A 25,129-nucleotide genomic window follows, 5' to 3' on the forward strand; every position below is an offset into this window, starting at 1 on the left:
ATTGATCCCGGCACGGGTGGAATGCTCTTTACCATACTATTTGGTTTATTTAGTGTGGCATTATTCTCTATCCGTGCACTGTTAATGAAATTGAAATTCTCATCCGGCACACGAAAAAATAAAATGAATGCACAAAAAATACCCATCGTGGTATTCACCGACCATAAAAGATATTGGAATGTTTTCGAACCGCTCCTGAATGAATTTGAAAAACGTCATCAGAAAGTTGTTTATATGACGTGTTCCGAAGATGATCCGGCTTTAAGCAAGAAATATGAACACATCACGTGCGAGTATATCGGAGAAGGTAATAAAGCTTTCTCCAAGCTCAATCTTCTCAATGCAAACATTGTCGTAGCTACTACACCAAGCCTTGATGTCTTCCAATGGAAACGTTCACCAAATGTCGATTACTACATACATGTCCAGCACGGGGCAAATGATATTTCAATGTACCGTATGTTCGGTACTGATCACTTTGACGCGCTCCCTCTCTCCGGAGAGTATCAGGTTGAAGAAATAAGACTGTTGGAAAAAATGCGCCATATCAAGCCCAGAGAGGCACCCATCGTGGGCATTCCGTATATGGACGAAATGAAAAAGAGACTCGATGCCGCAGGTGAGCTTCCTCCTCATGAGAGAACAGTCCTTATGGCTCCCTCGTGGGGCAAGAGCGGCATACTTTCGAGGTTCGGCGAAAAACTTATCGATGCCCTTATCTCTACGGGATACAAGGTCATCGTCAGGCCGCATCCGCAGTCTTATGCATCGGAAAAGGAAATGCTCAATAAACTCATGTCCAAATACACCGACCCTTCGAAGGTGGAATGGAACCGGGACAATGATAATTTTGAAGTCCTGCGCCGTGCTGATATCCTTATTTCGGATTTTTCCGGAATAATATTCGATTTCACGTTGGTGTTCGACAAACCATTGATATATACGGACACTAAATATGATATAAGTCCCTATGATGCTTTTTGGATCAAAGAAACACCTTGGACTTTCAGGATCCTGCCTGAGCTCGGTCTGGTATTAAACGAAGAAAATGTCAGCGAAATAAAGGATCTTATCGACAAATGCATAGAAGATCCTTCCTTTGCGGCCGGACGTGACAAAGCAAGAGCAGAGACATGGCTCCACATGGGGGAAGGAACAAAAAGAACGGTAGATTTCATAATGGAAAAATATAATGAAGTCATTGCCAAAAAGGCTGCTGAAGAAAAGGAAAAAGACAAAAACGTCTCTCCTAAAAGCACAAGGCACCTTACATTAAAAGGGAAGAGCATTATCTAATGATCCTTTCAATGCTCTACACCTTCATAATCTCTCCACTGGAGCTTCTCTTTGAAGTCATATTCATGGTTGCCGACAAGATCATCGGCAATGCCGGACTTTCCATCATTTTCTTAAGCCTCGCAGTAAATTTCCTCGTTCTTCCTCTGTATAAGAGAGCGGATGAGCTGCAGGCCGAAGAGCGCGACATCCAGGCAAAGATGGCTCCGCGAATCAAGCAGATAAAGAGCGTTTTCAAAGGTGACGAGCGTTTCCTCATGATGCAGGAATACTACCGCGTCAATCACTATAAGCCCGTCTATGCTTTGAAGAGTTCCGTATCTTTGCTCCTGCAGATACCGTTCTTCATCGCCGCCTATAATCTCTTATCAGGCATGCAGAGCCTTCAGGGAATGCAGTTCGGCTTTATCTCCGACCTGGGCAAGGAAGATGCCATGTTCACGATAGGATCTTTCCCTGTTAATGTTCTCCCTATCCTGATGACTCTCATAAACATCATATCGGGCATCATCTACACAAAAGGACATCCCCTTAAAGCGAAGATACAGGTATACGGACTTGCTGCCGTATTCCTGGTATTGCTCTACCGTTCACCTTCTGGTCTTGTTTTCTACTGGCTCTTAAACAACGTATTCTCCCTCGTTAAGAATATCTTCTATAAGCTCAAGAACCCGAGGAAGGTGCTGAACATCGTACTCGCCGCTGCAGGCGGAATCATACTTGTCCTCTCGCTCATCAGGACAGACCTTGATGCAAGGCAGAAGATACTCCTCTCTGCAGGATGCGTACTCCTTGCTCTCCCGCTCGTTTCGGGACTCATCAGGAAGAAAACAAAGCCTGTGTCAAAGGCTGAGCCCGCTAAAGCTGACAGGGTATTCTTCTTCGGCGGAGCAATTCTCATGGCTTTCATAACAGGACTTCTTATACCCGCCGGCATCGTCGATGCTTCTCCCGCAGAATTCATAGACGTAATGCACCCTTATAATCCTGCTTTCTACATCATCAACTCGATGCTGCTGTCCTTCGGCAGCTGGGTGCTTTGGGGCGGCGTCTTCTATTTCTTCATGAGCGATAAAATCAAAGTATTGTTCTGCAAGGCGATATGGATCATATGCGGCGTCTCGCTTGCAGATCATCTCCTTTTCGGCAGGAAACTCGGCAACCTTTCCTCCACACTGCAGTACGACCTGAGCCCGTCTTTCGAACTGACCGAGCATCTGCTGAACCTGCTCGCGATCGCAGCTGTTTCTGTCATCTTCTATTTTGCATACATCAAATTCCACAAGATCGCGAAGAACGTACTTGTCGTCGGGATCCTCTCTGTCATGGCCATCGGCGCATACAATTCCGCCGATGTCTGGCGCACATATCTGTGGTATCAGAGCAGTTCGGCTCCTTCTTCGGAGATGCCCGAGATACCTTTGAGCAAAAACGGAAAGAACGTCATAGTACTTATGCTCGACCGTGCGATGGGTACTGAGACACCTTATATATTCAACGAGAAACCCGAACTGCTCGAACAGTTCGACGGCTTTACATACTATCCCAACACGGTTTCCTATGGACCGTATACCAACTTTGGCGCACCCGTCCTTTACGGCGGCTATGATTACACGCCCGAGAATATGAACGCCAGAGACAGCGAAAGCCTTGAGAGCAAACACAACGAGGCATTGAAGGTCATGCCCGTCATCTTCGGCGGGAACGGATATAACGTTACAGTGTGCGATCCGACTTACGCCGGCTATAAGTCCATCCCCGACCTTTCCATTTACGATGACTGCAACATACCTTCGTTACACTGCTATAACACAATGGGACGGTTCAACTATTTCGAGAGCGACGGCAACAGCGAAGCATCCGCCGAACTGTCCGCCCGCGTCAATGCAATCCGCAACCGCAACCTGTTCTTCTTCTCACTCATGAGGATCTCTCCCGTCATCCTGCAGGAGACGGTCTATGACGGAGGCATGTATAACGAATCCAACACGAACGGCAGCACGGAAGACATGAATGTCTCCGTCGTACAGCACATGGACGGTCTTTCGAAGAGTACAGGCTACCGCAAGTTCTTCCTGGAATCCTATGCCGTACTCACCAATCTGCCAAACATCACGAAGATCAGCAACGGTAACGAAAACAACTTCCTCATGATGTCCAATGACACGACGCACTCACCCTGTCTGCTGCAGGAACCCGATTATGTTCCGGCAATGAATGTCGACAACACTGCATATGACGTCGACATGGTATCAAGATACACGGTAGACGGCGTAACGATGCAGATGACCACAGAGGATCAGATCATTCACTATCAGGCAAACATGGCTGCATATATCGAACTTGGCAAATGGTTCGACTATCTGCGCGAAAACGGTGTCTACGACAACACGAGGATCATCCTCGTTGCAGACCACGGAAGAGATCTGGGACAGTTCGGCATCACATGCGGAGATCAGGACATGGAATATTTCATGCCGCTCCTGATGGTAAAGGACTTTAATGCAACAGGATTCACGGTATCAGAGGAGTTCATGACGAATGGTGACACACCCGCTCTTGCCACAGAAGGCCTGATTGACGATCCCGTTAATCCTTTCACGAATAATCCGATCAACTCCGATGCCAAGAACGGTCCTCAGAACATCTTTTTCTCCAACGAGATTGATGTTGACGTAAACAACGGAAACACCTTCCTGCCCGGCAAATGGTACGTACTCGAAGGCGATCCGCATGATCCGGCTAGCTGGAGAGAACAGTTATGATCTTATCTGCGCTGTATACGTTGATAATTTCTCCTCTTGAGCTTCTCTTTGAAGTCATCTATACCGTTGCAAACAGACTTATCGGCAATGCGGGACTGTCCATCATCTTTTTAAGCCTCGCAGTAAACTTCCTCGTTCTTCCTCTGTATAAGAGAGCGGATGAATTGCAGACTGAAGAGCGCGATATTCAGAATGAAATGGCCTTTATGGTCAAACACATAAAGCGGACATTCAGTGGTGATGAACGTTTTCTGATGCTTCAGGAATACTATCGCATAAATAATTACAAGCCAATCTATGCACTGAAAAGTTCAGTCTCTTTGCTCCTGCAGATACCGTTCTTCATCGCAGCCTATAACCTCTTATCAGGCATGCAGAGTCTTCAGGGAATGCAGTTCGGCTTTATCTCCGACCTGGGCAAGGAAGACGCCATGTTCACTATAGGCTCTTTCCCCGTTAATATCCTCCCCATCCTGATGACGCTCATCAACATAGTGTCGGGCATTATCTACACAAAGGGACATCCTCTTAAGGCGAAGATACAGGTATACGGTCTTGCCGCTGTATTCCTCGTACTGCTCTACCGCTCGCCTTCGGGTCTTGTATTCTACTGGCTCTTAAACAACGTATTCTCTCTCGTTAAGAATATCTTCTATAAGCTCAAGAACCCGAGAAAGGTACTGAACATCGTACTTGCCATAGCAGGCGGAGTAATAATTGTCCTTTCTCTCATCAGGACTGACCTTGATGCAAGGCAGAAGATACTCCTTTCTGCAGGATGCGTGCTGCTCGCTCTGCCCCTCATTTCGGGACTCATCAAGAAGAAGACAAAGCCTGTGACTAAGACAGAGCCCGCAAAAGCTGACCATTCCTTCTTCTTTGCGGGTGCGTTCTTTATGGCGCTTTTTACGGGATTTCTTATTCCGGTAACAATAATAAAATCATCCACACAGGAATTTATCGATGTTCTTTATCCTTCCAACCCTTATATATACATAATCAATTCGATACTGTTGTCGTTTGGCACATGGGTCCTGTGGGCCGGTGTCTTCTACTTCTTCATGAGCGGAAAGACCAGATCGTTATTCAGCAATGCAATCTGGATGATCTGCGGCGTCTCCATCGCAGACTATATGCTCTTCGGAACGAATCTCGGCAATCTTTCTTCCACGCTGCAGTTTGACAACCAGCCCTCTTTCGCTTTTCAGGAATATCTGCTGAATACACTGGTGGTTGCTGCCGTAGCCTTAGTTGCCACATTTGCATATATTAAATTCAGGAAAATAGCCCGCGGCATGATGATCGTCGGCATCCTGACAACTCTTTCGATAGGCGCGTTCCAGTCCAAAGACATCCTTCATACATACAAGCAGTATATGGAGAGTTTCAGGCCTTCCGCCGAAACTCCGCAGATACCTTTGAGCAAAAACGGAAAGAACGTCGTCGTTGTTATGCTCGACCGTACAATGAGCCTTCATTTGCCGTATATTTTCCAGGAGAAACCTGAGATCAAAGAACAGTTTGACGGGTTTACTTACTATACCAACACCATCTCATACGGACCGTATACAAATCTTGCCACGCCCGCTTTATACGGCGGATACGAATACACTCCGGAAAGACTGAATGCCAGGTCTGAAGAAAGCCTTGAGAGCAAACAAAACGAGGCGCTGAAAGTCATGCCAGTCATCTTTGGCGAGAACGGATATGAAGTCACTATTTTTGACCCAACCTATGCCGGTTACGAATTCATACCGGACCTGTCAGTCTTTGACGATCATCCTGAGTTTAACTGCTATATCACCAATGCAAAATTCAGTATCCTTGATAATGATGAAGAGCAGAGTGACATGGCTCTCAGCATGCACAACAGGGTTGATGATATCCGCAACCGTAATTTTTTCTGCTTTTCACTGATGAAGACAGCGCCTCTTATCCTGCAGGAAACGATCTATGACGGCGGTATCTATAATGAAGCCATATTTACTTCATCTAACGAAAAAGAAGCTGCCGTTTCCTCGTACGTCCAGCATACGGAAGGACTTTCAAAAAGCACGGGATACAACAAATTTTTCCTTGAAGCATATCCTGTGCTCTGCAATCTTCCGGAAATGACCACGATCAGTGATGATTCGAAGAATACATTCCTCATGATGTCCAACGACACAGTCCATTCTCCCTGTCTGTTGCAGGAACCTGACTATGTTCCGGCTATGTATGTCGACAACACGGAATATGATGTTGACAATGAATCACGCTACACACTGGACGGCAAGACACTGCCCATGGCCACACCTGAACAGGTCACATATTATCACTCCTACATGGCAGCATTTATCCAATTTGGAAAGTGGTTCGATTACCTGCGCGAAAACGGTGTCTATGATAATACAAGGATTATAATCGTGTCTGACCATGGATTTAATACAGAACAGTTTTCAATAATGTGCAATAATTTGGATGTTCAGTTCTTTATGCCAATATTATTAGTAAAAGATTTTGATAAGAGTGGGTTTACAATATCTGATGAATTTATGACCAACAGTGATACTCCGGCTCTTGCAACTGCCAACCTCATAGATGATCCAACCAATCCCTTCACGGGTAATCCTATTGATTCGCAAATGAAAGCCGGCCCTCAGACAGTTTTTTTCTCCAGAGATCTCAATCTTTATGTTAATAATGGCAACACGTTCCTCCCGGGAGACTGGTATTCCGTTGAGGGTGATCCTCATGATCCTGACAGCTGGACATATTTAGGCAATTGGTAAATGGAAAAGAGTAAAGGCAATGTATGTATTAACTGCGCTGTACACGTTGATAATTTCTCCTCTGGAGCTTCTCTTTGAAGTCATCTATACAGTTGCAAACAGACTTATCGGCAATGCCGGACTTTCCATAATCTTCTTAAGCCTCGCAGTAAATTTCCTCGTTCTTCCTCTGTATAAGAGAGCGGATGAACTGCAGGCCGAAGAGCGCGACATCCAGGCAAAGATGGCTCCCCGCATCAAGCAGATAAAGAGCGTTTTCAAAGGTGACGAGCGTTTCCTCATGATGCAGGAATACTACCGCATCAATCACTATAAGCCCGTATATGCTTTGAAGAGTTCCGTATCTTTGCTCCTGCAGATACCGTTCTTCATCGCCGCCTATAATCTCTTATCAGGCATGCAGAGCCTTCAGGGAATGCAGTTCGGCTTTATCTCCGACCTGGGCAAGGAAGATGCCATGTTCACGATAGGATCTTTCCCTGTTAATGTCCTCCCTATCCTGATGACTCTCATAAACATCATATCGGGCATTATCTACACAAAAGGACATCCCCTTAAAGCAAAGATACAGGTATACGGACTTGCTGCCGTATTCCTGGTACTGCTCTACCGCTCACCTTCGGGTCTTGTATTCTACTGGCTCTTAAACAACGTATTCTCACTCGTTAAGAACATCTTCTATAAGCTCAAGAACCCGAGGAAGGTGCTGAACATCGTACTCGCCGCTGCAGGCGGAGTCTTACTTGTCCTCTCGCTCATCAGGACAGACCTTGATGCAAGGCAGAAGATACTCCTTTCTGCAGGATGCGTACTTCTCGCTCTCCCGCTCATTTCGGGACTTATAAAAAAGAAAACAAAACCCGTATCCAAGGCAGCGATTGAAAAAGATGACCATTCCTTCTTCTTTGCGGGTGCGTTCTTCATGGCGCTTTTTACGGGATTTCTTATTCCCTCCTCAGTTATCCGCGCTTCGTCAGCGGAATTTGTAGACGTCCTGGATCCTTCTAACCCGGTCCTCTATATAGTAAACTCAATGTTCCTTTCACTCGGTTCATGGGTACTGTGGGCAGGCGTATTCTATTTCTTCATGAGCAACAAGATCAAAACATTATTCTGCAAAGGAATATGGGTTATCTGCGGAGTGTCGATCCTGGACTATCTGCTTTTCGGTACAGATCTGGGGCTTATGTCATCTACTCTGCAATATGACACTCCACCGTCATTTACTGTCACCGAATACCTGATAAACACTCTTGCCGTTTCCGCCGCAGCCGCTGTTCTCGTGCTTGTTGCCGTAAAGTTCAGGAAGATCGCCAGGAGTATCCTTATCGTAGGTATCCTTACAGTCGCAGTAAGCGGAATCTATAATTCCTCTGTCGTCATGCGGGGCTATAATGCTTACATCGCAACAACCCGGCCCTCAGAAGAGATGCCTGTCATACCGCTCAGCAAAAACGGAAAGAACGTGGTCGTCGTCATGCTTGACAGGACCATGAGCGCGCAGTTGCCCTATGTCATCAACGAGAAGCCTGAAATCAAAGAGCAGTTTGACGGGTTTACGTTCTACCCGAATACTATATCTTTCGGACCTTATACGAATTTCGGCTCACCCGCTCTTTACGGCGGTTATGAATATACGCCAGAGAGGATAAATGCCAGATCTGAAGAATCACTCGAGAGCAAGCAGAATGAATCACTCAAGGTCATGCCCGTGCTCTTCGACAATAACGGATTCAAAGTCACTGTCTTCGACCCCACTTACGCCGGATATGGCATGATCCCCGATCTGTCGATATACGATGATTATCCTGATATCAGCAGTTATATAACCAACGCGAAGTTCAGCATCTTCGAAGATGAAAATTCCGAATCCTCTGCCATGATGCATGAACGTGTGGACAAGATCCGCAACAGGAATTTCTTCTGTTTCTCACTGATGAAGATTTCCCCGCTGCTCCTGCAGGAAACAGTATATAACGGCGGTTTGTACAATGAAGCCGCATCATCTGTCCCGGACACGGACGGGATCGTGAATGTCTCATCCCTGGTACAGAGATTGGACGGCATCAGCAAGAGCACAGGCTACAGCAAGGTGTTCCTGGAGTCATATCCCGTTCTGACCAATCTGCCAAACATGACGGAAATAAGTGACTCTTCTGAGAATACATTCCTCATGATGTCCAACGACACCGTTCACTCACCCAGCCTTCTCCAGGAACCCGATTATGTTCCGGCAATGTATGTCGACAACACGGCTTATGATGTCGACATGGTATCAAGATACACGGTGGACGGCGTAACGATGCCGATGACCACGCAGGATCAGCTCACGTATTATCACGCATATATGGCTGCCATGATCCAATTCGGAAAATGGTTCGATTATCTGCGCGAAAACGGTGTCTATGACAATACCAGGATAATCATCGTGGCCGATCACGGAAGGAACATAGAACAGTTCCCCGTCATGTGCAACGACACCACAATGCAGTACTTTATGCCTCTCCTTCTGGTAAAGGATTTCGATGCCACGGGATTCACCGTGTCTGAAGAGTTCATGACAAACGGAGACACACCTGTGCTTGCAACATCCGGACTTATAGAAAACCCGACAAATCCGTTTACACATAATCCTATCGATTCACAACTGAAAAACGGGCCTCAGACAGTCTTTTATTCACAAGACCTTGATATAAACATTAATAACGGGAATACGTTCCTTCCGGGCGAATGGTATTCCGTCGAAGGTGATCCGCACGATCCCAATAACTGGAAGTTCCTGGGTGAATGGTAAGGATATCGTAATTTCCGTGAAAACAATCAAATAATGGGACAGTGTATAATAGTAAGTTGATAATTCAGCGGACTGTGCTCTGTAGATCGCCGTCCCAAGGACGCTATTTGAACTGTAAGGGAGGACAAACATGCGCCTGATCGAATCTGATAAGACAAGACTGAGAAGAACCGCAGGAGCCCTTATCGCGCTCTTGTGCGTTGCTCTCATCCCCATGATAAGCCTGGCAGCCGGCTTCGGATCGAACCGCGCTCCGGAACCCGCAAGCTTTGCCACAGACCTCGCTTTTTATTCCGGCGCATTCTCCACGGCAGTCACGGCTTCCATCAACCCGTCAGCCACTATGGCGGTGCTTGCCATCTTAGGCGCCATCGAGAACGCAGCGGTCTATTCGCCCGACTCGGCTGTGCTTTGCAGCATCGCGGATTTTCTTAACGGCGTGCCGATAATAAGGGAAGTCGGAAAGCTCCCGATAGCAAATCCCTACGCGGCAGTCTTTCTGACCCTCGTAGCCGCCGCGCTTATCGTCATCCATTCTTTTGCCGAATCCAAGATCGTATCCGAAGAGACCATCGACAAACTCGACAAATTAGTCGGTTATATCTGCACGGTTTCCATCTCTCTCCTGCCCTTCGTAACGACCGAAGCGCTCGAAGCGGATCCTCCGGGAGTAAAAGGCGGAGCTCTTGCAGTACGTGCCGTTCACTTCATCGGCAAGTCGAGAGAAAACGGAGGTCCGGATGCCGGCACGTATATTCTTGCCGGTATCACGGTAATCGCCATCTCGATCTTCTACTACTGCACATATTCATGTGTCGACAAATGGGAAGTCATAGTCGCTGCCATCCCTGTTAAGGGAACCAGTTTTATATGGCAGATCATCAAGGGTTTCCTTCATATAGTGCTTATGCTTCTTCAGATCTTCGCGCCTGTCGTAAGCTTCATCGTCAGCATCCACATCGCTGTCGCCGGTCTGTTCCTGTTCAGAATACTCGCCAGAGTCTCACAGTACTATAAAGACATCTATGCATATACGATCCTCAGGAAGATCTTCAAGCGCAACGATCAGGTTCCGAGGATCGAGAAACACGTTCCCAGAAGACTCAGGAAACTGTACCCTGACATGGAGATCGCCATGTCGGTCTATACATTCCACGGCATAGGACGTCTTCCGAAGCGTTCGAGGGTCTGGCTCATCAAGGAAGGCGAAAAGACCGATCTGGTCTATAAGCGCCTCATAAGGAAGCCTTACATCGTATCCTGGAGTGAACTCTGTGAGAGGCACGAAAACAAACCGGTATACCTCGAAAAGTGCGCGAGATTCCTTAAGATCCGCACCGAGGACCGCAAGATAGAGCTGGTCATGTCCTCACGCTATAAGCCGGAGACGGAGATGTTGTCCGCACTCCTGGATCTCAAGGACTATGCACCCGTAAAACAGGAGATAAAGGAATCAAAGAAACTCAAGCGCAGATGGCGCCGTAAGAAAGAGGCAGTCGAAACTGTCTGAAAACAAAAGGATAAAGGGAATGAACCATGAAACACACATTTGAGAAAGTCAGGCTCGATCAGGAGAAGAAAGCCAAAGAGAAAAAGAAAAACCGCTCATGGAGGACATTTGCGGGAATACTTCTTTTCGCTCAGGCAGCAACCTCGGGATATGCATACTTCAGGGCTCATACGCTCGGTATGTTCCCTAACAAACTCCTTTTTACATTCGGAGGAGTATTGGTCATCCTGCTGTTCCTGAACTATCTTCTTTTCTTTGCCGGGACAAAAGCAAACGCTGCCAGGACGTTCCGCCGTTTTATCGCGATCGTTCTGTCTCTTGCCGTATGCGGCGGTGCTGTCTATGCCGGAAACGTAATGGATAAAGTAAATAAGACCGTCAAGGAGATCACTATCTCTGACAAGGCCGATGCAGCTGCCACGATGAACGTATACGTCAGATACGATGATCCCGCTCAGAACATCGAAGAATGCAAGGGTTATTCTTTCGGCGTAATAGGCGGATACGACGGTCCTGCCTCATTCGCTGCGGTAACCAAGATCAACAGCCGTCTCGGCACACAGGTAAATGCCTCAGACTTCGCTTCAATAGCCGAGGTGGCAGATGCACTGCTCAAGAACAATGTGGGTGCCGCCGTCATCGAACATAACTATGTCGAGATCCTTAAGGAAACTGACCAGTATTCGGATTTCGGTGACAAAGCAAGACTTATCGCCACCATCGAGATCACACATGATGAACTTACACAGGCGGAAGCTTCCAATCCTTATTCAGCGGCCGGAACAGCAGATAAGCCTGTTGAGATCAAGACGGCGACCGGCAAGGTCGAGAACGTTGATCTGGAGCCGTTCATAGTCTATATCAGCGGCTCTGACACCAGGGAAAAGATGTTTACCATTTCAAGGAGCGACGTCAATATCCTGATGGTCGTAAATCCCCAGACAAAACAGATCCTCCTGCTCAACACACCGAGAGACTTCTATGTTCCCAACCCGAGATCGAGCTACGGCACAAAGGATAAGCTCACACATCTCGGCATCTACGGCGTTGACTGCTCCATCACGGGACTCGAGAACCTGTATGGCTGCGACATAAACTACTATGTCCAGATCAACTTCACTGGTGCTGAAAAACTCGTTGATGACATCGGCGGCGTATCGATCTACAACCCGCAGAGTTTCTATGCAAGAGGATACTCCTTCCCTTCAGGCGATATCACGCTTAACGGACCACAGGCCGTTGTCTTCGCGCGCGAGCGTTATGCTTTCGCGGCCGGCGATAACACGCGCGGACAGAACCAGATGCGTCTCATTACGGCGATCATAAACAAACTGACCTCGGACCACTCCACGCTGCTCTTAAACTACAATTCGATCCTTTCAGATCTTCAGGGCTTCATCGTAACAAACATGGATGTTAAAGAGATCGACACTCTTGTAAGGATGCAGCTCGACGACCTTGCGTCATGGAACGTCAAATCCTATGCTGTAAGCGGAAGCGGCGGATACGATTACACATACTCGATGCCGAACCAGAAACTGTATGTCACATATCCCGACTCGAGCACTGTCAATTACGGAACGGAACTGATAAACAAAGTCATGACGGGCGGGATACTTACAGACGACGACGTATAAAACCAAAGGACCGCACTGAGCGGTCCTTTTAAATTGAAAAGCCGCAGCGGGTTTACTCGTGCGGCAGTATGTTCTTCTCGTAATAATGCTTGATGATCGACCTCCGGGTCACTATTCCTATGAATATCCCGCGGTCGTCGACTATCGGAACGAAGTTCGTTTCCATCGATCTTATAATCAGGTCCTCTATAGATGAGCTGATCGATATCGGCTGGTTTCTGTGCTCGTTGAGTCCGACGTCCGTGAGCTTAAACTGCTCGAGGCTCTCTATCGCCATGGTGTGCGGCTCTCCGCCCTCTCCCTTTACGATAAACCAGAGAAGATCTCCTTCCGTAACGGTCGCTATATAGTGTCCTTCACGGTCAACAACGGGAACGGCAGTATAGGAACTGTTATGCATCTTCTCGAGTGCCTGACGGACCGTAAAGTCAGAATAAAGATATGTTATCTCCTGCTTGGGACGTGTAAAAAAAGCGATGTTCATATCAGACTCCGCCAAGATCCTTGTCGATCCTTACCTGGAAAGGTGTAGCGGTGAGACCATTCTGCGCGTGGAGCGGTGTCGGACCATATGAGAAGAATGCATATCTTACCTTCGAAGGGAATTCGACCAGCGGGCATGAGAGCAGGATGGTCTTTCCGTCGAAGTCTACCGAAGCTTCAGCAGGATAGTACTTGCCGTCCTCGCCTGCGATCTCAAATCCGGAATCGTCAGGACCGAAACCCGTGGTGAGGTTCAGGAGCAGATAATCTCCTCCGAACGTGATCTCAACGCCTTCTCCGCGTCTCGCATCGATGATGAACGGCGATACTGCATCGACCTTCTCAAAACCGTATACGAATTTTTCTGCCAGGAGCGCAAGTCTGTCACCGGGAGTCTTCTTGTCAGACGGGAACAGGTTATTAAACTCGCCGCAGTCAACTATAACTGCCATGTAGACATTAGGCATGTCGATGGCAACGATCTGCTGCTGCTCGCGGAGGAGCGGCCAGCTCATGTCATCGAAGCCCATATACTTACGGTCTTTGGAAATATACATCGGAAGCTGGCAGAAGATGAACGGCAACTGGTCGTCAAAGAAGACATCGCGCCATTCCTTGATCATGGTCTCGAAAACGTGACCGTATTCGGACTGGTGTCCGTCGGTATCCGCCTCGCCCTGATAGAAAATGACTCCTCTTAACGTATAAGGCGCGATCCTTAAGATCATGCATTCAAAAGCGGAGCCGGGGTGTCTTGCCGACTTGGGTCCTATCGGTGCCGGCCAGGGCGCGGGACCAAGCTTTGCGTCAGCTTCGGGATATGTCATCCAGGGATTCTCTTTAAGAGCTTCCTCCAGGATCTCATTGTATTTTCTGTATTTTTCGAGATATTCTGCGTACTCTTTATCATATTCTTCCGGTGTGAGCTCGGAAGCGGCATCGTCGAAATCCCTGATATATGTTCTGCCTTCCTTGGTGGTAAGGAGTGACTCGACGCTCTGCCAGTTGTCTATCGTGGATCTTGTGGCACAGCACTGGATAATGCCGATCTTTGAATCAAGTCTTGATTCGATCTCTCTTGCGAAATAGAAAGCCACGGCACTCATCTGACCGGCAGTCTCGCTGTTAATGTCGATCCATTCGGTCTCGGCTTCAGCCTTTGCCTGTGCCTCGTTCATATGTCCGAAAGCGGGAACCTTGTAATAACGGATCTCTGTCTTACCGATCTTCGGCATGATAAACTTCGCAAACTCGGATCTTGCGAGAGGATAATCCATATTTCCACCGCCTGCCGCAAGCCATACTTCGCCTGCATATGCGTCGCGGATCTCGTAAGCAACGATATCATCTTCTAAGATCCTGATCTCGTAAGGACCGCCCGGTTCATCGACCGGTTCCAGGCATACGAGGAAACTTCCATCCTGTTCGGTGCCGCATGTCCCCGTGCTGATCTCCTCACCGTCTTTGCAGAGTGAGCATCTGATCACACAGGTCTTATCGGAGTATCCGAACACGCGGAGCTCAGCGCCCCACTGGAAGACCATCCTATCTCTGAAAATGCCGTTAAGTTTTAATGCCATACCTTTTAATTATAACAAATATACGAATCTTTTTGTCATTCCTACACACATAAATGGTTGGAATATTCTAGATATACGATACATTAAAAATGTTAGTCACAAAGCACCAAACACTAAACAACTGATGAATAATGTTTAAAGTGTTGTTAGCCGAACAATGTCGAGCAGAAGACAACCGCCTGGGCTGCGTCTCCGTTGATCGTAATGAAACCCTGTGCCACCGCGACGGTAAAGCTCTTATCGCCGTTCAGGATGGCTGCAAACGTCTCCGCATCAGCATCGATATAGAACGGTGCGTTGATGTATTCGTAAGGTGCAACCTCCGGCATTCCGTCCTCGATCTTTACATACAAAGGAAGATTGTCCAGATTACCGTTCAAGGTTATCTGAGTGGCGGTATCCTGGAGAAAGGACACCTTCCCGCACTTCTCTTCGACAGCTCTGAAGATGCTTCCGAATGTGGGTTCTGTTTTCTTCTTCTGCATTTGATCACCCCCTGGTCTTTGTATCTTTATCTGTTGGTATTAATTGCCCATAAAGGCGAGTATCCATGATGTAGGAACTATCTTTGAGGCAAGATGCAGGAGTTTTTGAGAGAAAGGATAGACAAGTATCTTTCTCCCCTTCCGCGATGCCTTGAGAGATGCCCTGGAGAGCTTTACGGGATCTATGACGAAGTTCTTGCGCCAGTCCGTAAAATCAGCCTCTTTGCCTTCGGTAGCCCTTCTCTGGAAATCAGTGGCAACCGGTCCGGGGCAGACTACCATCACATCTATGCCCTTCGGTTTGAGTTCGCAGCTCATCGCCCTCGAGAATGAGATCACATATGACTTGCTCGCCGCATAGCACGCAAATCCCGGCTGCGGAAGGAAGCCCGCCGATGACCCGATGTTGATTATCGCGGGACGGCCTGCTTCCGTCTTCTTCATGTACGGGACTGTGATCCTTATCATCCGGCTTAGAGCACTGCAGTTGATGCTTACCGTGCTGTCCAGAGTTTCCGCGGTCTTGTCCATCACCGCGCCCTTTATGCCCATTCCTGCGGAATTGATAAGAAGACCCACGACGGGTTCCTCACTCTTCAGCCTGTCTTCGATTGTCCTGATGCCTGAATCACCCGAAAGGTCAGCTGCTATGGGAACCACCTTAACGCTGCTGACAGAAGACGCGATAGCATCGAGCGCATCTTTGCGCCTGCCTACCGCCCAGATCTCATCAAATGGAGTTTTGTAGAATTCACCCTTATCACCGGCAAGGAGTTCCAGAAATGCTTTTCCGATACCTGATGAACTGCCGGTAATTATCGCGATCCTTTGGTGCATAAAGCTTCTCCTTAGAGAAAGTTCCGTAGATTTAATAATACACTCAAAGGAAGGATATTAAAAGAGAATACCCTTAAAGCATACCCTCTGCTTATTGTTATCGTAATCGAAACAGTGCCTTGATCCGCCGGCACACCATTTCTCCCATTCGCATTCCTTACAGTCTTCGCAGATCGAAGACAAAGGCTGCCTGAATACCTGAAAGCGGTTAAACCAGACGTCACTGAATTTATCCTTATAGATATTGCCCTGAACGAATTCCGGGCGCTCCTCGATATCAAGACATGCGGTGATGTCGCCGTTCACCCTGATGGCTGCGGTGTGTGTTCCGGCGCCGCAGTAGAAGAACCAGTCTCTTACTTCTCTTTCAAATTCAAGACCGAGGAAGTGAGAGCAGCCGTAATTAACCGGGATGCCCTGTTCTCTCTTTTCGCGGATGAAATTGAACATATATCTCTGGTCGTCCGGCGTCATGAGCATATCGGGATAATCCAGAGCCCTGCCCATGGGTTCGATGCCGATAACCCGCCATGAATCAAGATCGAGCTTATCGAGGATCTCATAGAGCTCGTCCAGTTCGCCGATATTCTTGTGATTGACTACCGTGGTAACCTGAATGTGCCTGAAGGCTTTCTGATCTATAAGGTTCTCGATGCCGCGCATCGCCTTGTCATATCCGCCCTTAAGGCCTCTCTGACGGTCGTGCGTATCTCTCAGTCCGTCTATGCTGACCGACACCGTACCCATTCCGGTTCTGGCGAGCATCGCCGCAACATCCTTTGTGATCAGTGTCGCATTAGTCGTCATGCCCCACTTAAAGCCGAGATCGTTTGCATAGCCCAGGAGTTCTTCAAAATCCGGATAAAGGAGAGGCTCCCCGCCCGTGATGCAGAGCTGGAGTCTCTTAAGGTCGAAATGCTCTTTTGCATCTCTCAACACGGATTTGAACATCTCTTTGTCGGGACCGTGTCCCAATCCCGGCGCACAACTGCTGCCGCAATGGAAACACTTCTCATTGCAGCTTCTTGTCAGCTCGAAAAAGAGGTAGATCAATTCAGGCTCTTTAAAAAGCCTTGCACGTTCCTTAGCTTTTCTGTCGAGATAAGCCTTCTTGGCTTCGGGTATATCCACAGACATCAGTCTCCGACATCTCCCGGAGGACCATATACGACAACTTCCATGCCGTCAGTGACAGGTGTCGCTTCAAGAGAAGTTTCCGTTGTCTCTTCCACGGTCAGACCCGTGGCATCCGGCGGAGGTCCGTATACGTTGACTTCCTCACCGTCAGTCTCATCCGGCGGAGGTCCGTAGACATCAACCTCATTGCCGTCGAATGTCTCATCCGGCGGAGGTCCGTAGACACCGACTTCGTTGTTGTCATCGGATGCATGGGGCTTTGTGCCTACAGCACTTTCAGTCGTCTCGGAAACATCCGGCGGAGGTCCGTATACACAGGTCTCTTCCGGCGGAGGTCCGTATACACAGCCTTCAACTGCAAGGCTCAGCGCGCCGATACTGGCGGCAATAGCTGTAAAGGTTAATGGTTTCTTAGATCTTTTCATTTACTATTTCTCCCCCGGCAGGCATTATCCTGTCATGCCTGCTGTTCTTCTGACGAATCCGAATCATCGAAAGGCTCCTCACTCTGAGGTCCTTCTACGTCTGTCGGCTTGAATCCTGCCAGCGGCTTTGAAGCCGTGGGAATGGACTTGACGTTCGGATCCATTATCGAAGGTCTCTGACCTTCAAGCGCCGCACCCATCGCGGGAGCAGTACTGCTCTTTCTGATGTCGCGCTCCTGATCTACTATAGCAGAAGGTCTTACGATACCGCCATATGCTGTAGCATTATCGTCCTCTTCCTGAGCAGGAACCTGTTTTCTTCCGCTCTGGGATCTCTTGAAGAATGCGGACTTATGGGATGTGGCATTGTCGGCAATGCTTGTGCGCTGCGCCTTTGCCTTCTCCTCGGCTTCCTTCCTGGCCTTCTCTTCCTCTATGCGCTTCTGTTCTTCGATAAGCTTTTGCTCTTTGGCCTCTTCGCTCTCCTTGAAAGGCGTTACACTGGCCATTGCGGGAGCTGCCCATACGGGTGCTCTTCCGGAATTGTTGTAATTCTTACCTGCGAGAAGTGTTCCGAGCTGGTTCGAATTGGAAGATGCCTTGGCACGCTCTATTGAGATCGACGGACCTGATGTATCCTTTGAAGCCGAAGCGCCGACGCCTGCGGAAGAACCGCTCTTGAAAGAAGTTACGGAACTGCCCTTGCGGGGTGCCTCACCTTTGATTTGTTTATCAGAATCGTTCTCGACGTTTGCGAAAGGATATCCCTCAACGGATGCTATGGCAGAGATTCCGGGAGTAATTGCTCCGTCAGAAGAAGCCATTGCCGACTTAAACACTTCGGATGTCTTGCTCTGCCTCTTAGCCTTCTCAGCCTTTGCCTCTCTTGCAGCTTCAGCAGCCTCGATCGCCTTCTGAGCTTCCGCCATCTTGGCTTCAGCCTCGGCCTTTGCGGCAGCGGCAGCTCTTGCAGCCTCGGCAGCCTCCTGCCTAGCACGCTCAGCTGCGGCAGCTTCCTCACTGGCGATCCTTGCTTCTTCGGCGATCCTGGCCTGTTCCGCAAGCCTTGCCTGTTCTGCTGCTCTGGCGGCTTCTTCAGCTCTTCTGGCCTCCTCGGCCTTCCTGGCTTCTTCAGCCAATCTTGCCTGCTCGGCTGCCCTTGCAGCTTCCTCGGCTCTTCTGACCTCTTCAGCCTTCCTTGCTTCTTCAGCTAATCTTGCCTGCTCGGCAGCTCTTGCAGCTTCTTCTGCTCTTCTGGCTTCCTCAGCCTTCCTGGCTTCTTCAGCTAATCTTGCCTGCTCGGCTGCCCTTGCAGCCATTTCAGCTGCCTTAGCTTCTTCAGCTTTTCTCTTCTCGTTTTCTAATCTGGCTCTCTCCCTGGCCTTAGCCTCCTCCTGGAGTTTTCTGGCCTCTGCGGCGATCGCCTCAGCCTGAGCCAGAGCAACGGCAGCAGCTCTTGCCGCTTCCGCAGCTTTCTCTGCCTCTGCTCTTCTTGCTTCTTCAGCTATCCTTGCCGCTTCCTGAGCGCTGATCGCATCTGCTATCCTTGCCTGCTCAGCTGCCCTTGCAGCTTCAGCTTTCCTTGCTTCTTCAGCAAGCCTTGCCTGTTCCGCAGCCTTGGCAGCCTCCTCGGCTTCCCTGGCTCTCTTGGCTTCGGCATTCCTTCTTATCTCTTCAACTCTTGCTGCCTGAGCGGCTTTCCTCTCCTCGAGGAGCTTTGCAGCCTGCTGGCGTGCAGCTATCTGCTCGGGTGTAAGTTCATTCTTGGGTCTTCTGACAGGACCTGTCTGAGCTGTCTTTGCTGTTGTCTGCTGAACAGTTCCTGCTGCCTGCTTAGGTGAAGCAGCTGCAGGAGCAGTTGTCTGCTGAACGGGTTTAACTTCCTGCTTCGGAGCTGCGGCTGCAGCGGTTGCCTGTTTCTGTACGGCCGGAGCTGCATCCTGACGGGGTGCGAAAACGGAAGGATTCGGTTTTCTGTCTTCGGGCTTGGCTGCCTGACGGAAAGCAACTGCGGCTGCGCTTCCGTGTGCTGATGCCGTAAGGCTCTTCTCCGGATCGTTGCTGCGAGTCTGCGTTCTCTGATCTGCCGTGCCTGCAGCCCTGTTTTTCGCTGCTGCAGCTCTTCTGGCTTCAGCATTCATCCTTAATTCTTCTACTCTTGCCATCTGGGCGGCTTTCCTCTCTTCAAGAAGTTTAGCTTGTTTGTCACGGTCAGCAGCCTGTGCGGGAGCGGCCGGTTTCTTTGTCGTGTCTGCGGGTTTCTTCACATCAGCCTTCGCTGCCGGACGTGCAGCTGCAGAAGCAGTGCCTGCTGCGGCAACCGGCTTACCTGATGAAGGAATAATGGATTTCTGGGCAACAGGTCTGTTTGCAGACTGCCGGGCAGCTGCAGGCTTGCTGCCGGCTGCTGTCGTTGTCTGAGCTGCAGGATTTGAAGAAGGTCGCTTAACGGGTGCTTTCGCAGTTGCAGCTGAAGACTTCTCCATTGCCTTGATCTCTTTCATGGCATTCGCCGTATTAAAATCCTTGCCGTTCGCGGGAGCGCTGACAGCCGGAGTCATCTGACTGACAGGTCCTAAATAACCGAACTTCTCCGCGATGAAAGGAACGCCGGGGATAAATGCTATAGCAAGATCTGCGCCGCTGAGGGATTTTCTGTCCTTAAGATATCTGTATCTGAGGAATGCCAGGACCGCAACGACGATAAGTACGACTATCCAGATCAATGCGAAGTTGTTTTTCTTCTTGGAAGTCTGGGTTCCCTTTTCAGTCTGTCCCACAACTGCAGGAGTAGTCTCTGCAGCGGTGGTCTCTTCCGAAGTGTCGCTGCCCGACGGTTCAGTGGGCTCAGTAGTCTCGCTTGATTCCGTGGTCTCGACAACTGCTACGACAACAGCTTCGGTGGTCGTTTCTTCAGTCGTTTCAGTGGTGGTCTCAGAGGTCTCCTCCGATGTCTCAGGCACATCCGTGGGAGCCGGCGTGGCTGTCGGCTTAGGGGTGTTTGTTGCTGTAGGCTTAGGAGTATTTGTAGGTGTAGCCTTGGGAGTGCTCGTAGCCGTGGGCTTCGGCGTACTGGTAGCAGTCGGCTTGGGCGTATTTGTTGCCGTGGGTTTTGGCGTGTTTGTTGCCGTGGGCTTGGGCGTATTTGTAGCTGTCGGATCCGGCGCTCTCTTGGTGTATCTCCATGAACTTTGATAGAACGATGCATTGCTCAGGTTTGTACCGGAAAGCGTTATGCTGTAATCAGAATTATTGACCGGAGATAATTTCACGATGATGTTATCCGCACTGTCTACGTAGGCGGTAAATGTTCCGGGGCCCATCTTGTCACTGATCTCATATCCGGAAGCGGAAAATCCGAAAGTGATCTCTATCTCGTCACCGTCTTTGAATCCCCAGAAATTGAAACCGAAACGGAAGTAATTGTCACCCTGCTCGATACGCCAGGAATTTACACCGCCGTCAGCGTAAACATCATGAGGTTTAATGAATGAAGCTGCAAACGAAAAACCGATGAGAATGCTGAAAAGCAAACACAACGGCTTAAACGAGAAGCGTCCAGAATAGCTGCCCGACATCTATAAACCCTCCAAATAAGCACACATCTTTTAAAAAAATATTATTAAAAGATACCAAAATTATACAGCCTAAACGTCTGTATTTTCAAGTACTCAAAGGATTCTGAGGATTAGCGGATACTCAGCTTTGAAAGAATTCCGGATCAGCCGTTTTGTGAAGATACATCCTTGTTCGGAGCAAAGCCTTTCACAGGCTCCGTCGCGGCGGGAATGATCGCTTCCTCACCCGATTTAAGTATGTCGGGCTTCTCCTCCTGGATGTCAGCAGGAACTTCCACTACCGCATTTGAGACCTCCGAACCTGTCTCAGGTCTTATAGCCGCTGTATATGTCGTGTCGGGTTCTTCCGGCACTTCTTCCTCATCCATGGAAACCCTTGTGGCTGTCGGACGCTTCAGCGCCGTGGGTTTTACTTTCTGTACCGGAGCCTCGGTGATCTTTACTTCAGAAGGAGCGGCGGAATCCATAACGAGTGCGGGTGTGGAAGCTTCCGCACCGACCTCGTCGGAATCGAGTTCCTTTCTCTGCTTCTGACGCGCCTCGAGAGTATTGGAATAAACGGGTCTTATCGGAGCCGTATTGGACTTCTGCAGATATCCGTTGATTATTATCTGTTCCTTTGCCTTGTCTATCTCTTCTGCCTTCTTTGAAGAGATGCCGAGAGAACCGAAGACTTCCGATGCTTCCTTTTCTTCCTGCTGGGCTTCGCTCCTGCCTCCGATGAGGGTGTTCTTGGCAGCTGCCTCTTCCTCGGCCTTCTTCCTGGGGTCTCTAGTCTCACGCTTTATCTGCTTGACCTTCTTTTCCCCGGTTCCTTTCCTGGCCAGGATGTCAGTGCGGTTTACGACCTGCTCGGCATGCCATGCAGTGTCGATATTCTCATCCATCTTCTCCTTACGCTTATCCTTAATTCTCAGGATGGTAAGCACAACGATGAGACAGACCACGACGACCACGGCAAGACCGATAACGATCGGCGTAAGCTGTGAATTGTCTGCCAGGTTAATACTCAATATCTCGTAAAACATATCAGTTATCCCCTCCAACACCGTCAGCAGGACCTTCCGTGCCGTCATTGCCGCCGTTAAGACCGGCATGAGGCTCTTCAGGATCTACAGTCATTATCTCCTCTTCCGCTTTCCTCTTCTGCTTCAGCGCGATGCCTGCCGCAACTACGGCTATTATCAGTACTACTGCAATTATAGCAACAATAATGAAACCCATCGCAACTTTTCTCACTGCCTCGAAAGCAGCTTCCGATTCCGCGGGATCCCTGTGTACTTCAGTCTCGCTGACGGCAGTGGTGATATCAGTCGTCTGTACGGCACTCTCCGCTGTCTCGGCTGCGGCAGTCGTCTCGGCTGCCGGAGTGACCGGCGCGGGAGTTATCGTGACACCCGTATAATCTGACAGGGCAATACCGTTCTTACCCAAAGGGACTTCGTGGTCGAGACCTATGAACCTGCCGTCTCCGGTCTGCCAGAGAACGTCTTTTACAAATGCGTATTTCTCGTCATCCCATGTCTTGAAATCATCTTTGACGAGTCCGCCGGTATCGCCTGAATTGGCGTTATAGCACCAGAAAGTATGGTGCAGGTGCTCCGTTGCTATCAGCTGCCTGAAGTATTCCATCCACTTCAGGTTGTCGCCTTCCATAAAGCCGCCCCACTCGCCGACAAAGATCGGAGCGATGTTTTCCTTTTGGATGTAAAGCCAGTAGTCGTACCAGGCATCCTTCATGAGCGAGTCGTATGTGAAACCGCCCTGGAACCACGGCTGTTCGAAGACTCTCGGACCGTAGTCGTGTGGAGAATAGACGATCTGCTTATTCCTTTCGGGAGAACCGAAATCTATCGGGAACTTTCTGACCGCCATAAGGTTGGCGCCCCACCAGGTATTGTAGTAATCGGCATCGTCATTCCGGGATACGAAATTGTTCGCCTCAAGATTCTTCGGATATATCTGTATTCCCTCTATGATGATGAGGGCATGCGGATTCGCATCGAGAACGGCATTTCCGGCGCGCTCGGCGACTTTTTTCCAGTTATTGGGATCGTTCGAATCGTTCCAGATGGCGTGCGGATCCTCGGAAGCCTTGCCGTGAGGCTCGTTCTTTAAGTCGTAGCCGATTATGGTGTCGTTGCTGCTGTACCTTCCGGCGACCCAGGAAAGCGATTCGACAAAATCATCGACGGTGATGTCATCCCTGTACCACACAGGGTGATTATGTCCCGAAGCATCAGTCTTTGCAGTGTGAATATCAATGATGACCTTCATTCCGTTCTGCTCACAGAGGGACAGGACGTAATCGAAGATCTCGAGTGAATTCATGGAATTGAGCTTTTCGTTGTAGGCATTATTGTAATTGGCCCTGGGATACTCGCCGCGCTTCCACTGCAGAAGGAGTTCCGCACTCATCGGTACGCGGAGAACGTTGAATCCGTGGTCTGCGATCGAAACCAGCGAATCTTCGAGATTGCAGTTCCATACACCGTCAAACAGATTGGTGCCCGTATTGTAGCCAAACCAGTTGCAGCCGGTAAGCCAAACTTCCTTACCGCTCATGTCGACTATGTGGGAATCGACCGTGGTAAGCCAGTCATCTCCTTCCACACCCTTAACCGTCTGTGCGGGAACAGGAGTTGCCGAAGCTTTTGTCGTCTCGGTCGTTGTATTTGTCTGATTATTCGAACCCGTGGTCTCAGCGGCGGTCTCATTGACCTTCCCGGCAGTGCCGTCGCCTGACACTGAAACGAGCTTTGCGGAATTGACATCCGAGCCCGTGACCTGTATGCCTACCCTGCTGTCAAATCCCCAGTTGTTGGGACCTGAAGCAGAACAGACGGCCGTTACCTGATTGCCGCTTATCTTATAGGAATCAAAGCCCCAGCCCGTCGCCGAATCGATCTTGCCGGAAAATTCAGCAACAACGGTGATATTCTGATAGCCGGAGCACCCCGACAGCTGTATCTCAAGCTGTCCGCCGCTGCCCCAGCAGTTCGGTGTGGCAGTGCCTGAGGGAGCCGCAAGTGATATCATCGGCAGGACCGTCACGATAAATACGGATGTAATAAACAGCAGAAGCAACTTCTGCCCTGTCTTACTTCGCATGTGTGCCTCCGTCAAAGACCCAGCTCTGCTTTACGGCCGGAAGGCTGATATTTCTCGTAGGGGATGCCTGCTGCATCGAGCATCTTGCGTGCTGCTATGGTGGTGTCCGAATCGTGATATTTGTCGTCGAAATAAACAACCTTGCCGACACGCTTCTGTATCAGCGCCTTGGTGCATTCATTGCAGGGGAAGAGCGTGACATAAACGGTGGAACCTTCAAGGTTGCCTGTCTTGGAATTGAGTATCGCATTGAGCTCGGCATGAGCAACGAAAGCATACTTCGTGTCCAGTACTCCGCCCTCTCTGGCCCAGGGGAAATCCTCATCGTCACAGCCTAAGGGCAGGCCGTTATATCCGACGGAGATGATGTATTTATCCTTATCAACGATGCATGCGCCTACCTGGGTGCTCGGATCCTTGCTTCTCATGGCCGCGAGCTTTGCAACGCCCATGAAGTATTCGTCCCAGCTGATGTAGTCCGTTCTCTTATCGCTCATATACGCCTCCATACACTTAAGTGAAACATACTAATTTTAGCCGAACAGAAGGCATGCCGCAACAAAACGGGGTGCCGTCTTCCCGTATTCCACGGTCAAGAACAGTAATTTTCACACAAATTTCCCTTTTACCGTGAGATATACAGTTTATACTCTTTTAGTGGCGGAGGCTTTCCAAAACCTCACGAATTGGCACATATTGGTATAAAGATAAGTTGTGTTA

At 49.2% G+C, this 25,129-nt stretch carries 16 protein-coding genes; 6 read left to right on the forward strand and 10 right to left on the reverse strand.

The annotated features are described in order from the left end of the window. Nucleotides 1-123 precede the first annotated feature (123 nt). The 6 genes from BO18_RS22480 to BO18_RS22505 all read left to right on the forward strand — a co-directional run bounded on the left by BO18_RS22480 (nt 124) and on the right by BO18_RS22505 (nt 12,773). The gene (locus BO18_RS22480) at nt 124-1,296 is read left to right on the forward strand and encodes a CDP-glycerol glycerophosphotransferase family protein (RefSeq protein WP_051689062.1); all 1,173 of its coding nucleotides are present in this window, start codon (nt 124-126) and stop codon (nt 1,294-1,296) included. Further along, nucleotides 1,296-4,061, forward strand: coding sequence for a membrane protein insertase YidC (gene yidC / locus BO18_RS22485; protein ID WP_034449814.1), 2,766 nt, complete (start codon nt 1,296-1,298; stop codon nt 4,059-4,061). Before BO18_RS22480 ends, yidC (BO18_RS22485) begins: the two co-directional genes overlap by 1 nt. Further along, nucleotides 4,058-6,832 (forward strand): YidC/Oxa1 family membrane protein insertase, encoded by a 2,775-nt coding sequence (locus BO18_RS22490; protein ID WP_034449815.1) that lies wholly within the window; start codon nt 4,058-4,060, stop codon nt 6,830-6,832. The genes yidC (BO18_RS22485) and BO18_RS22490 overlap by 4 nt, the downstream gene beginning before the upstream one ends. Before the next feature lie 19 nt (nt 6,833-6,851). After that, a complete protein-coding gene (gene yidC, locus BO18_RS22495) occupies nt 6,852-9,626 on the forward strand; it encodes a membrane protein insertase YidC (RefSeq protein WP_034449817.1) in 2,775 nt (924 codons plus the stop codon). A gap of 130 nt (nt 9,627-9,756) precedes the next feature. Further along, nucleotides 9,757-11,136, forward strand: a complete 1,380-nt coding sequence (locus BO18_RS22500; protein ID WP_034449818.1) for a hypothetical protein — start codon at nt 9,757-9,759, stop codon at nt 11,134-11,136. 26 nt (nt 11,137-11,162) lie between these two features. Beyond that, on the forward strand, nt 11,163-12,773 hold the full coding sequence (locus tag BO18_RS22505) for an LCP family protein (RefSeq protein WP_034449819.1): 1,611 nt from the start codon (nt 11,163-11,165) through the stop codon (nt 12,771-12,773). A 52-nt stretch (nt 12,774-12,825) separates the two neighbouring features. Here BO18_RS22505 and BO18_RS22510 read toward each other — a convergent pair whose 3' ends face one another. The 10 genes from BO18_RS22510 to BO18_RS22560 all read right to left on the reverse strand — a co-directional run bounded on the left by BO18_RS22510 (nt 12,826) and on the right by BO18_RS22560 (nt 24,906). Beyond that, nucleotides 12,826-13,257, reverse strand: coding sequence for a CBS domain-containing protein (locus BO18_RS22510; protein ID WP_034449820.1), 432 nt, complete (start codon nt 13,255-13,257; stop codon nt 12,826-12,828). 1 nt (nt 13,258) lies between these two features. Further along, the gene (locus BO18_RS22515; protein ID WP_081861206.1) at nt 13,259-14,836 is read right to left on the reverse strand and encodes a sialate O-acetylesterase; all 1,578 of its coding nucleotides are present in this window, start codon (nt 14,834-14,836) and stop codon (nt 13,259-13,261) included. Between the two features lie 146 nt (nt 14,837-14,982). Then, the gene (locus BO18_RS22520) at nt 14,983-15,321 is read right to left on the reverse strand and encodes an SCP2 sterol-binding domain-containing protein (protein ID WP_034449822.1); all 339 of its coding nucleotides are present in this window, start codon (nt 15,319-15,321) and stop codon (nt 14,983-14,985) included. Between the two features lie 39 nt (nt 15,322-15,360). Continuing rightward, nucleotides 15,361-16,158, reverse strand: a complete 798-nt coding sequence (locus BO18_RS22525) for an SDR family NAD(P)-dependent oxidoreductase (RefSeq protein ID WP_034449823.1) — start codon at nt 16,156-16,158, stop codon at nt 15,361-15,363. Between the two features lie 57 nt (nt 16,159-16,215). Next, nucleotides 16,216-17,289, reverse strand: a complete 1,074-nt coding sequence (locus BO18_RS22530; RefSeq protein WP_330379621.1) for a radical SAM/SPASM domain-containing protein — start codon at nt 17,287-17,289, stop codon at nt 16,216-16,218. A gap of 5 nt (nt 17,290-17,294) precedes the next feature. Next, the gene (locus BO18_RS22535; protein WP_034449826.1) at nt 17,295-17,720 is read right to left on the reverse strand and encodes a hypothetical protein; all 426 of its coding nucleotides are present in this window, start codon (nt 17,718-17,720) and stop codon (nt 17,295-17,297) included. A 32-nt stretch (nt 17,721-17,752) separates the two neighbouring features. Next, nucleotides 17,753-21,298: a hypothetical protein gene (locus BO18_RS36160; RefSeq protein WP_051689063.1), complete on the reverse strand. Its 3,546-nt coding sequence runs from the start codon at nt 21,296-21,298 to the stop codon at nt 17,753-17,755. Nucleotides 21,299-21,441: 143 nt separating this feature from the next. Then, nucleotides 21,442-22,326: a hypothetical protein gene (locus BO18_RS22550; protein WP_034449827.1), complete on the reverse strand. Its 885-nt coding sequence runs from the start codon at nt 22,324-22,326 to the stop codon at nt 21,442-21,444. Nucleotide 22,327: 1 nt separating this feature from the next. Continuing rightward, complete coding sequence (locus BO18_RS33365) at nt 22,328-24,409, reverse strand: glycoside hydrolase family 5 protein (protein ID WP_051689064.1); 2,082 nt, start codon at nt 24,407-24,409, stop codon at nt 22,328-22,330. A gap of 11 nt (nt 24,410-24,420) precedes the next feature. Beyond that, entirely contained in the window at nt 24,421-24,906 is a 486-nt protein-coding gene (locus BO18_RS22560; protein WP_034449829.1) for a deoxycytidylate deaminase, read from the reverse strand. Between the last annotated feature and the right edge of the window lie 223 nt (nt 24,907-25,129).

This window comes from Butyrivibrio sp. AE2032, from assembly GCF_000702965.1.

Excerpts from the sequence above, each read along its gene's own strand:
- BO18_RS22480 (WP_051689062.1), top strand. The coding sequence starts at position 124 with ATGAATGCACAAAAAATACCCATCGTGGTATTCACCGACCATAAAAGA.
- yidC (WP_034449814.1), top strand. The coding sequence starts at position 1,296 with ATGATCCTTTCAATGCTCTACACCTTCATAATCTCTCCACTGGAGCTT.
- BO18_RS22490 (WP_034449815.1), top strand. The coding sequence starts at position 4,058 with ATGATCTTATCTGCGCTGTATACGTTGATAATTTCTCCTCTTGAGCTT.
- yidC (WP_034449817.1), top strand. The coding sequence starts at position 6,852 with ATGTATGTATTAACTGCGCTGTACACGTTGATAATTTCTCCTCTGGAG.
- BO18_RS22500 (WP_034449818.1), top strand. The coding sequence starts at position 9,757 with ATGCGCCTGATCGAATCTGATAAGACAAGACTGAGAAGAACCGCAGGA.
- BO18_RS22505 (WP_034449819.1), top strand. The coding sequence starts at position 11,163 with ATGAAACACACATTTGAGAAAGTCAGGCTCGATCAGGAGAAGAAAGCC.
- BO18_RS22510 (WP_034449820.1), bottom strand. The coding sequence starts at position 13,257 with ATGAACATCGCTTTTTTTACACGTCCCAAGCAGGAGATAACATATCTT.
- BO18_RS22515 (WP_081861206.1), bottom strand. The coding sequence starts at position 14,836 with ATGGCATTAAAACTTAACGGCATTTTCAGAGATAGGATGGTCTTCCAG.
- BO18_RS22520 (WP_034449822.1), bottom strand. The coding sequence starts at position 15,321 with ATGCAGAAGAAGAAAACAGAACCCACATTCGGAAGCATCTTCAGAGCT.
- BO18_RS22525 (WP_034449823.1), bottom strand. The coding sequence starts at position 16,158 with ATGCACCAAAGGATCGCGATAATTACCGGCAGTTCATCAGGTATCGGA.
- BO18_RS22535 (WP_034449826.1), bottom strand. The coding sequence starts at position 17,720 with ATGAAAAGATCTAAGAAACCATTAACCTTTACAGCTATTGCCGCCAGT.
- BO18_RS36160 (WP_051689063.1), bottom strand. The coding sequence starts at position 21,298 with ATGTCGGGCAGCTATTCTGGACGCTTCTCGTTTAAGCCGTTGTGTTTG.
- BO18_RS22550 (WP_034449827.1), bottom strand. The coding sequence starts at position 22,326 with ATGTTTTACGAGATATTGAGTATTAACCTGGCAGACAATTCACAGCTT.
- BO18_RS33365 (WP_051689064.1), bottom strand. The coding sequence starts at position 24,409 with ATGCGAAGTAAGACAGGGCAGAAGTTGCTTCTGCTGTTTATTACATCC.
- BO18_RS22560 (WP_034449829.1), bottom strand. The coding sequence starts at position 24,906 with ATGAGCGATAAGAGAACGGACTACATCAGCTGGGACGAATACTTCATG.